The sequence below is a fragment of the Hymenobacter sp. J193 genome (genome assembly GCF_024700075.1).
Taxonomy (GTDB): domain Bacteria; phylum Bacteroidota; class Bacteroidia; order Cytophagales; family Hymenobacteraceae; genus Hymenobacter.
In genome coordinates this window covers 185,724-195,109 of record NZ_JAJONE010000006.1, presented here as the reverse complement: position 1 = coordinate 195,109, position 9,386 = coordinate 185,724, and the positions used below count along the sequence as shown (strand labels likewise).

Annotated in this window: 7 protein-coding genes and 3 pseudogenes; 5 read left to right on the top strand and 5 right to left on the bottom strand. The window is 63.6% G+C overall.

Going from position 1 to position 9,386, the window contains the following annotated elements; all coding sequences use genetic code 11:
* Positions 1 to 264 (top strand): annotated as a pseudogene (locus tag LRS06_RS25705) (Tn3 family transposase); the annotation flags it as partial.
* 70 nt (positions 265 to 334) lie between these two features.
* Positions 335 to 526, top strand: a pseudogene (locus LRS06_RS25700) (Tn3 family transposase); the annotation flags it as partial.
* A 153-nt stretch (positions 527 to 679) separates the two neighbouring features.
* Here the strand turns inward: LRS06_RS25700 and LRS06_RS24675 are convergent.
* The 4 genes and pseudogenes from LRS06_RS24675 to LRS06_RS24660 form a co-directional block, all read right to left on the bottom strand.
* Positions 680 to 1,549 carry a hypothetical protein gene (locus LRS06_RS24675; protein WP_257873884.1) on the bottom strand — a complete coding sequence of 290 codons (870 nt, stop codon included), beginning with the start codon at positions 1,547 to 1,549 and terminating at the stop codon, positions 680 to 682.
* Positions 1,550 to 1,554: 5 nt separating this feature from the next.
* Entirely contained in the window at positions 1,555 to 2,064 is a 510-nt protein-coding gene (locus LRS06_RS24670; protein WP_257873831.1) for an RNA polymerase sigma factor, read from the bottom strand.
* 3 nt (positions 2,065 to 2,067) lie between these two features.
* Positions 2,068 to 2,823 (bottom strand): alpha/beta hydrolase, encoded by a 756-nt coding sequence (locus LRS06_RS24665; protein ID WP_257873883.1) that lies wholly within the window; start codon positions 2,821 to 2,823, stop codon positions 2,068 to 2,070.
* A gap of 171 nt (positions 2,824 to 2,994) precedes the next feature.
* A pseudogene (locus tag LRS06_RS24660) lies at positions 2,995 to 3,609 on the bottom strand (recombinase family protein).
* Positions 3,610 to 4,055: 446 nt separating this feature from the next.
* Between LRS06_RS24660 and LRS06_RS24655 the strand changes: the two are divergent.
* Together LRS06_RS24655 and LRS06_RS24650 are read left to right on the top strand one after the other, a co-directional pair.
* Complete coding sequence (locus tag LRS06_RS24655) at positions 4,056 to 4,349, top strand: putative quinol monooxygenase (RefSeq protein WP_019949546.1); 294 nt, start codon at positions 4,056 to 4,058, stop codon at positions 4,347 to 4,349.
* A gap of 97 nt (positions 4,350 to 4,446) precedes the next feature.
* The gene (locus LRS06_RS24650) at positions 4,447 to 5,328 is read left to right on the top strand and encodes an AraC family transcriptional regulator (RefSeq protein ID WP_019949547.1); all 882 of its coding nucleotides are present in this window, start codon (positions 4,447 to 4,449) and stop codon (positions 5,326 to 5,328) included.
* 207 nt (positions 5,329 to 5,535) lie between these two features.
* Here the strand turns inward: LRS06_RS24650 and LRS06_RS24645 are convergent, their stop codons facing one another.
* Positions 5,536 to 6,150, bottom strand: a complete 615-nt coding sequence (locus tag LRS06_RS24645; protein ID WP_019949548.1) for a recombinase family protein — start codon at positions 6,148 to 6,150, stop codon at positions 5,536 to 5,538.
* Positions 6,151 to 6,288: 138 nt separating this feature from the next.
* Here LRS06_RS24645 and LRS06_RS24640 point away from each other — a divergent pair, with 138 nt between their 5' ends.
* Positions 6,289 to 9,378, top strand: a complete 3,090-nt coding sequence (locus LRS06_RS24640; RefSeq protein ID WP_257873829.1) for a Tn3 family transposase — start codon at positions 6,289 to 6,291, stop codon at positions 9,376 to 9,378.
* The last annotated feature ends 8 nt before the right edge of the window (positions 9,379 to 9,386 follow it).

Here is a 9,386-nt window from a genome sequence, read left to right as displayed (position 1 = left end):
GAACAGCAAACCAGCCTGGACCCGCGCGAAATCATGACCGACACGCACGGGCTCTTAGCGAGCTGGTGTTCGCCTGCTTACCCTACTGGGCTACTGCTTGAAGCCCCCGCCTGGCGGGATCTGGCCGACCAAAGGCTTTGGCGGTTGTTGAAAGAGGACGACTACGATCCCCTCAACGAGTTGGGTCGCCACCTCGTCAACGCCCGGCTGATCTACGACCACTGGGACGACATGTTCCGCTTGGCCGGCTCGCTCAACCGGCAGCAGTCAAAGCAACAGCCGTCATGCGCACGCTGCAACGGGCGGTGCCCTCTCGCCCGGACGGGCCGTCGCGGAGCTGGGTCGTGGTGGAGAAAAAAAAACGCTGTACCTGGCGTACGTGCAGGACGAGGCCTACCGCCGGCGCATCCTGGTGCAGCTCAATCGAAGTGAGGGGCGGCACGTCAGCCCGGGCCGCCTTCCACGGCAAGAAGGGCGAACTGCTTTTAGCTACCGCGAGGGCATGGAAGACCAGCTGGGCGCCCTGGCTCTGGTCACAACGCCCTGCGCCGGAACGCCTGCACCTGCAATAAGCCTTGAAGTGAGCACCAGGCCACGGAAGGAGCCCCAGAACCGGGCGACGTGGCCCGGCTCTCGCCCTTGCTGCACGAGCACATCAACATGCTGGGTCGCTACGATTTTACCCTGCCCGAACGCGTGGCAGCCGGTGAGCTGCGGCCGCTCCGCAACCTGGCCAACTGGCAGGAACAGCTGGTTGAATTTCCCTAACGTTGTTTTCCGTTCCTACTATTATTGTGCGACCCCGTATCCGGCGGCAACGGGCACTACCCGGTCCCAACGCGCCGACCTCCGATGTCAGCTCCGGGGGCGCTCCCTGCCCGTCAGCCCTGGCGGCTGGGGTTGGCCGAAGGGGCCGCTGGGTAATCTTCGGTTTGTTCGAGCAGGTGCATGGCTCGTACGAGTGGGTCCCACTCAGGGCCACGGAACAGCAGCCGGAACCAGCGCCGGTGACGGTTTTGGTAGCGCACGTTGACGAACAGCCAGCCGGCGGCCAGGGTGAACAGCAGCGTGGTGCCCAGCAGCAGCGCCAGTTGCCAGGGGCAGCCGCCCGTAGCAGCCCCTCGGTCCAGAAGAACGTCGTCCAGGCGGGCAGCTGCAGAAAGCCCAGGCGCACCACCCACAGCGTGGAGGCTTGCAGTCGGGCCACCCGCCGCTGCGCCGTCACCACCGACTGCCCCGCGTCGACGCACTGCACCAGCACCAGCTGGTACAGATAGAGGCCCACCATCAGCTTGGTCAGCAGCACCTGCACGGCGGCTGATGTCAGGAAAAATGGGCTGGCGACTGCCCAGACGCGGTAGAGCAGCAGGTCAACGGCGGCCACCCAGACCAGGCCCAGCAGCACGCCCACCAGCTTGGCCGGTCGCAGCGGCCCCAGCACGCGGGCCAGGGGCGGCAGGACCGCTGCCGACGGGGGCAGGGCGGGCAGCGGAGCATCGGCAGCGGCCTGAGTTTGCTGCCAGAGGTGTTGAAAATCGTCGTTTTGCATGGTCGTCAGGCGGGTTGGCGCGCGAAGCGTTGGCGCAGGTGCTCTTTGATTCGGCTCACTTTGGTGGCCACGTTGCTCACCGAAATGCCCAGGATGTCGGCAATATCGGCGTGGCTCTTGCTTTCCAGGTACAGCAGCATCAGCGCCTTGTCCAGCTCGCGCAACTCGTCGATGAACTGCTCCAGCTGGCGCAGCTGCTGCTCCCGCTCGGGGGCCTCCGCCTCGGAGGGCTGCGGCAACTCGGCGGGCAGGGGGGCGCGGGCGGCGCGGCGGGCGGCGTGCTGACGGTAGAACGAGATGGCCGTGTTCAGCGCCACCCGGTACACCCAGGTGGAGGCGGCCGCTTGGGCCGGGTTGTAGCGCGGCAGCGCCTGCCACAGCCGCAGCAGCATTTCCTGCAATAAGTCCTGCCGGTCGTCTTCGTCCCGGCAGTAGGCGCGGGCTACTTTGTGCAAGATGCCGCGGTGCTGCGCCAGCCAGGCCGGGAACTGCTGCGGAGTGGGGGCGGCGGTCATGGGCTACAGGCGGGCAAACCACTCCCGGACCACCTGGAACGTGCGGGCCTCGCGGCAAAGGCCGTTGTGGCTGGCCCCGGCCACCACTTCCACCTGTCCGCGGCTGTGGGCCTGCACGGCCCGGTGCTGGGCCTCGGCGGCAAACACCTCGTCCTGCCCGCCCACCAGCACCAGCAGGGGCCCGGTCACGGCCCGCAGGCCGGCGGCGTAGTGCTCGGGGGCCATGCTGGCGTTGGCGCGGTACGAATAGTGCCGCAGCGGCGCGGCGGGCGGTACATTCAGGAAGAGCACGGGCAGGCTATCGTGCTGGTGCAACTGCACGCTGTTCAGCATTTTCAGCCCAATGATACGCCCGATATGTACGTGCATCAAATCGGGGCCGCTGGCGTTGGCGCTGTCGGGGCCAGCCGGCGGGAGCGCGGCGGCCAAGGCCGGCGAGTCGTGGCCCAGCAGCGGGGCCAGCAGCAGCAGGCCGTCTACCCGGGGGCTGGCCTGCTGCCCGTAGAGCAGGGCAATGCCCCCGCCCATGCTGTGCCCGGCCAGCACGAGCTTGCCCCGGGGCTTGTCGCGCCGGAGGGCCGCCGCCACGTCGGCTACGTCATCGGCGTACTGCCCGATGTAGTCCACATCGCCGGCCCGGCCGGCCGAGCGGCCATGCCCGCGCAGGTCGAGGGCGTACACTTCGGCACCGGTCGCTTGCTGCAGTCGGCCGGCGGCCTCGTGCAGCGCGGCACCACTGGCCCCCACGCCGTGCAGCAACAGGATGGTATGGGGAGAGCGGCGGCCGTACCGGGCGGTGTGCAGACGCCCCCCCGTCGCGGGCCTTGAAGTAGCGGTGCCGCAGTGGGTGGGTGTTGTTAAACAAATAGGGTAAAACCTCCGAGTCCATGGCTAAAAGGGGTTCTTCTTCCCAAAGGGCGGATTTACACGCTAAGCACTTTTTAGCTTCTGGGCGTAATTGTAGACGGTGCCATAGGCCAGGTCTAACTGCTTGATGACTTGATTCATAGATAAGCCATTGCGCAGAAGCTGCGCAATGGCCTCCTGCTTAGACTGGGCCAGTGGCGGCCGGGCCACATGCTTGCCCTGGGCTTTGGCCCGGGCCATGCCGGCGCGCACGCGCTGGCTGATGAGCGTGCTCTCAAACAGGGCCAGCGAAGCCATGACGTGGAACACCAACTCGCCCGTGGGCGTGGTGGTGTCGATATTTTCCTGGTAGGAGACGAAGTCCACCCCTAGGCTCTGGAATTCCTTCGGCGCGTTGACCAGCGCCTGGGTCGAGCGGGCAAAGCGGTCGTAGCGCCGGACCAGCACCGCGTCGAGCTACCGGTTCTTGGCCGCCGCCATCATCCGTTTGTACTGAGTTCATTCCTCGCTGGTACCCGAGGCCTAGTCCACGTATTCATCGACAACGGCAAAGCCGCGGCGCTGGGCGTACTCGCGCAGGGGGCGCAGCTGCGTCTCCGGGGCCTGCCCTTTGTCGAGGGTGGAGACGCGGGCATAGAGCGCCACGCGGGTGGGCTGGTCGGTCGGGTTGGCGGGCATCGGAGGTTATCAAAAAGGAGTTCCTTGTTGATAGGCAGCACGCACCCGCTCTACAGCGTAGAATCAGTCTTTCTCAGGCAGTACTATAACCCTCTTTGATAACCGGGCTTAGCGTGTAAATCCGCCCTTTTGGCAAAAGAACCCCTTACAGAATTCTCAAGGCAGCTCAGCAACTACGTATAATAGTTACTGAGCCTAGATGAACGGCCTGCTCATGTTCTTTTCTAGCCTGGCTCGAAGCCTCAAGCCCTTCACGTTTTGCATCGTGCCGAGTTCTGCAACAGCCACTGCACCATTCGGGGCCAGTTAAACCATGATACACGAGCTCACATACTGGTTTGAAGCGGCCATGGTCTTTTTGTCCAGCCACTAGTTGCGTCCGTCCATGTTAATCCTTTCAGAGAGGCAGCACCTTTGTTATATCAATTTACCTAACCCCAACTTCCATGAAGAATGTAGGATTGCTGGTCCGGCTCGAAGCGAAGCCCGGTAAAGAGCAGGCAGTACTCGATTTTTTGACGGGCGCTCTGCCCCTGGCTCAGCAAGAGCCGGCTACCATAACCTGGTATGCTATTCAGCTGGCGCCGGCCACCTTCGGTATCTTTGATACCTTTCCGGATGAAGCAGGCCGGCAGGCGCATCTGAACGGCCCTATTGCCGCTGCGTTGATGGCCCATGCGGCCGACTTGCTGGCCGTGCCGCCTGTCATTGAACAAGTAGCTATCTTGGCTGCCAAATAATTACCAGCCCCTAAAGCGACCTATGCCTGGGCATAGGTCGCTTTAGGGGGCTGGCGGGCAGTTAGTCCGGTTGGCTAGCTGCTATTCTTCTCACGCGATGGCGATTGACTGTCTCCTGCTAACTCATCCGCACACGGGTGAATTAGCGTTTCGAAGCTACTCCTTTAGCGACGACACCCCGTTTAATTACTTACAACGCAATAATTATTACTCCCTCATTCTGCTTACGCAGGGCAGCGGCGAGCTACGCGCCAACTTTGCCACCTACCTGTTTGCTGGCAGTACGCTGTGTTGTTTTGGCCCTTACCAACCTTACACTATCCAAGCCAGCACCGCTGTAGCGGGCCTGGTCCTGGATTTTCATGCCGACTTTTTCTGCATCTACCGGCATCAGCAGGAGGTAGCTAGCAATGGCATCTTGTTCAACACAATTTTTGAGCCGCCCTTCTTCCCGGTTACAACAGAGGCGGTGCGTGAATTTGCCGCCCTGGCAGCTGTGATGCAAGAGGAAGTACGGCGTCAAGAGGTAGCACAACAAGAGTCCATCGTATTATATCTGAAGCTCTTTTTGCTGAAAGCTATCCGAATTCGTACTGCACAGCCCGCGTTAGGCACCGAGCAGAACCCGTCTGGCCGGGAGCCCTGGCTTCTGCAGCAACTTCAAGATGCCATCAATACGCACTACCGCCACCTGCACACGGCCGGGGAGTATGCCGACCTGTTACGAGTTCCCGCCCGAAGCCTAACGCGCCTAGTCAAGTCCCATTATCAGAAGACGCTCAGCCAACTCATCACGGAGCGAATCATTATGGAGGCCAAGCGCGAACTGTACCTAACCAGTCAATCCGTCAAGGCTATCGCCTTCGCGCTGGGCTTCGGGGATGAATACTATTTCAGCCGCTTCTTCAAGAAAAATACGGCCGTATCGCCGCAGTTTTTTCGTGAATCAGTTGGGTTCGCAAAAGCAGAAGAAAGCTAGCGCTGTTGAGCTGCTAGCGTTTGGCTGGAGAAATCGTTTTTCTCAACCAGACCGCAGGCTTTCTTCTATAGGCTGCTGGCTCCCAAAGAGACCCCATACGGCGCATAGTATATAAAAAATTATAATTATATAGGTAATTTAGGTGGTGTTAAACAAATAGGGTAAAACCTCCGAGTCGTCCGGTTAGGGGGCGGCATTTCGGCTCGGTTACCGCTGCAGTTTGGCCAGGTAGTTTTTCAGGGAGAGGTACTTGCCGTACTTCAGGTGCACGTCCACGATGGTGGTGAGCGGTACGCCCAGCGCGTGCAGGTGCAGAATCCGCTCGCGGTCGGCGTCGTACATGGAGGGCTGCACCACACCCTTGGGCTTGCCCAGCACGATGCCCTGCTCGCGCCGCGCCCGCAAGCCTTCCTTCGTGCGCTCGGAAACGAAGTCCCGCTCCAGCTCGGCCAGCATGGCGAAAATGGTGAGCAGGATTTTGTGGGTCATGTCGCGGTGATTCTGCGGGTCCAGGTCCAGGCCCTGCTTGACCAGAATCAGCCGGCACCGCTTCTGGTGAATCAACTCTTCAATCAGGCCCAGCACTTCGCGCAGCGAGCGGCCCAGCCGGGAGAGCTCGGAGACGATGACCGTATCGCCGGCAGCAACCTTGGCCAGCAGCTCGGGCAGGCGGCGCTGCCCGGCGGTGCGGCGGGAAGACATTTCTACTTCAATCCACTCGTCGAGGGTCCAGCGGTGCTCGACCAGATAGCGGGCGATGAGGCTCTTCTGGCTCTCGGCCGATTGGGCGCTCGTGGAGACGCGGACGTAGCCAAATAGCATGGGCAAAACGGGCAGGTTAGCGATAAGGTAAATGCGCTTCGTAAAGGTACCGGTTTTCGATACCTTTACATGGACGTTAACGCTATCATTGGTGGGTAGAAATAACGGTCGTTTACACCATCGCCTTTTGGGTAGCTTATGGCCACGCACCTGCGGATTCACCTGGGCAAGGAACGTGAGCTCTACGAGCAGCCCCCGCTGGTACCAGCGGCCGAGCAGGCGCGGGTCTTTGCCGTCCCGGATTGGGCGGATGTTCACTTGGCCCGGATGCTGGCGCCGGGCAACCGCGTCGGGTTTGTCTTGCAGCTGGGCTACTTCCAGATTAGCCAGCGCTTCTACGTGGCCACCCGCTACCACGCGGCCGATGTGGCGTACGTGGCCCAGCAGCTGGGCCTGGGGCCCGCCGACTTTGACCCGCTTCGCTACGCCGATGCCCGCTATTATGCCCACCAGCAGCTCTTGTGCGAGCAACTGGGTATTGCGCGGTTCGAGGCGGCCGCGGCGGACCGGCTGTACCAGGAGGCGGTCCGCCTAAGCAGCCAGCACCTGAAGCCGGCGTCGGTCTTCGATTACCTGGTGCTGTTTCTGCACGAGCACCGGCTGGAGCTGCCCACCTACAACACGCTGGCCGACCTCATCACGCGGGCCCTGCTCGCGTTCGAGAAACGGCTGCTCCACCGCTTGCAGCAGCACCTGCAGCCCGGCGAGCAGCGCTTGCTGGACCGGCTGCTGGCCGCCGACGACCCCGACGCCCGCGAAGCGGAGGCGGACCGGCGCTACCCGCTCACCTTTCTCAAGCGCATTCGCCAGGGCCTGCGCCCCGGGGAAATCCGCGAACGGGTCACCCATTTCGCGTCCCTGCGGCAGCTCTTCGAGCAGCTGCAGCCGCTCTGGCAGCGCCTGCGCCTCTCGGACCAGGCCATCACCTACTACGCCGAGTACGTGCTGCGGGCCCAGGCCGCGCAACTCTACCGCCGTGACGAGCGGCGCTACCTCTACCTACTCAGCTTCGTGGTGCACCAGTACTACGAGTTGGATGATGCCCTGGTCGATACGTTGCTGCAAACGGTGACCAGCACGACCAATCAGTGCCGCGAGCAGGTCAAGGAGACGCTCTACCAGCAGCGCACCACCACCCAGCAACTGACGAGTCAGGTCACGGGCCGGGGCTACCGGCACCTGCAGGCCCTTACCCAGATTCGCGCCCTAGTTGATGCGCCCGACGTGGCCGCCGAGCAGAAACTGGCGCGCATCGACACCCTGCTACAGCGCCACCAGGTCACGGCCGCCCAGCTCAGCGAAGACCACCAGCAGTTGGAGCAGCTGCGCCTGGCCACCGAGCAGCAGGCGGGCGAGGCGCTGTTTCACGAGGCGCTGGCCGCTGCCTCGTTGCGCCTGCAGGCCAAGCTCGGGGCGTTGGTCAAAGCCTTGGTCGTGGACGAGGCGACCACCCGCGCCGACCTGTGGCGGGCCGTGCACTACTACCAGCAGCACGACGGGCACCTGGGCGCGCAGGTGCCGCTGGACTTTCTCTCGCTCACGCAACGGGCCTACGTCCTCGATGCGCAAGGTCGGTTACGCACCTCCCTTTATAAAGCCCTGCTGTTTATGGAGATGGCCACGGCCATCAAGTCCGGCCAACTCAACTTTACGTGCTGTTACCAGTACCGGGCGTTTGAGCACTACCTGCTGCCGGCCGCGCAGTGGGCCAAGCAGCACGAGGCCTTGCTGGAGCAGGCGGGGCTGAGTGCCTGGCGCGATTTTGCGACGGTGCAGGCCACGCTACACGCGCAACTGCAGGCCCAGTTTGCCGCCACGAACGCCCACCTGAGCGGGGCCGACAACCCGCACGCGCACCGCACCCCGGCCGGGCGCTACCGCCTCACGACGCCCCGGCTGCCGGCCGAGCAGCCGCGCCTGCCGGCCCACCTGTTTCCGCGCCACCGGGTCGTACCCTTGCGGGAGGTACTCACCAGCGTGGCCCGGCTGACGCAGTTTGACACGGCCTTCGGCTCGCTGCCCAGCAAACACGCCCGCACGCCACCGCCCTTGTCGCAGCTGCTAGCCGCCCTGGTCGGGTTGGGCTGCAACCTGGGCCTGCGCCGCTTGGCCCAAGTCGCGCCCCAGGTGGACGAAGCGGCCCTGCAGCGCCTGGCTAGCACGCATTTCTCGCTCGATAACCTGCGCCAGGCCAATGAACTGATTCTGAACTTTACCCGCCAGCTGCGCCTGCGCGAGGCCTTTCGGCGCTCCCCCGACGTGCTGCACAGCAGCAGCGACGGGCAGAAGTATGACCTGGCCGTGGACTCGCTCGGCGGCAGTGCCTCGTTCAAGTATTTCGGCAACCGCCGCGGCCTGACGGCCTACTCCTACGTGGACGAAACGCTGCTCGTCTTCGACTCGACCGTGTTCAGCGCCGCCGACCGCGAGGCCACGCACCTGCTGGAGGGGCTGCTGCGCCACGCCGTGCGGCCCACCGACGTGCACAGCACCGACACGCACGGCTACACCGAAGTCATCTTCGCCGTGACTCGCATGCTGGGCATCGCCTACGAGCCGCGCATCCGCCAGCTCACCAACCAGCAGCTCTACAGCTGGGAGCCGGTGGCCACGCACCGGCAACTGGGGCAGACCCTGCTGCCCGACGCGCGCCTCGACCCCGAGCGCATCGCCCGGCACTGGGACGAGGTCCTGCGCCTGGTCGTCACCCTGAAGCTGCGCCACAGCGAGGCCTCCCGCCTGTTCGGCCGCCTCAACTCCTACGCCCGCCAGCACCCGCTCTACCGGGCCCTGAAAGAGCTGGGCCGGCTGGTTAAAACCGAGTTCCTGCTGCGCTACGTTGACCAGGTGGAACTGCGCCAGCGCATCCAGAAGCAGCTCAACAAGGGCGAGAGCGCCCACCGGCTGGCCCACGCCGTCTGGCACGGCCGCAACCAGGAGTTTCACGCCGCCACCCGCTCCGAGCAGCTGGTGGCCGAGACCTGCAAGCGCTTGTTGATGAACGCCATCATCTGCTGGAATTACCTGCACCTCTCCCAGCACCTGGCCCGGCTGCCGCCCGAGCAGCAAGCGGCTACGCTGGCCACGCTCTCGCCCTTCGCCGTGCTCTCCTACCGCCACCTGAACCTGCACGGCGAGTACGACTTCTCCGACCACCCCCTGCTGGCCGAAGCCCCGTTTGACATGGACCTGATTGCTACCTGGCAGCCGCCAAGCAAACCGGCGTAGGGCCGAGT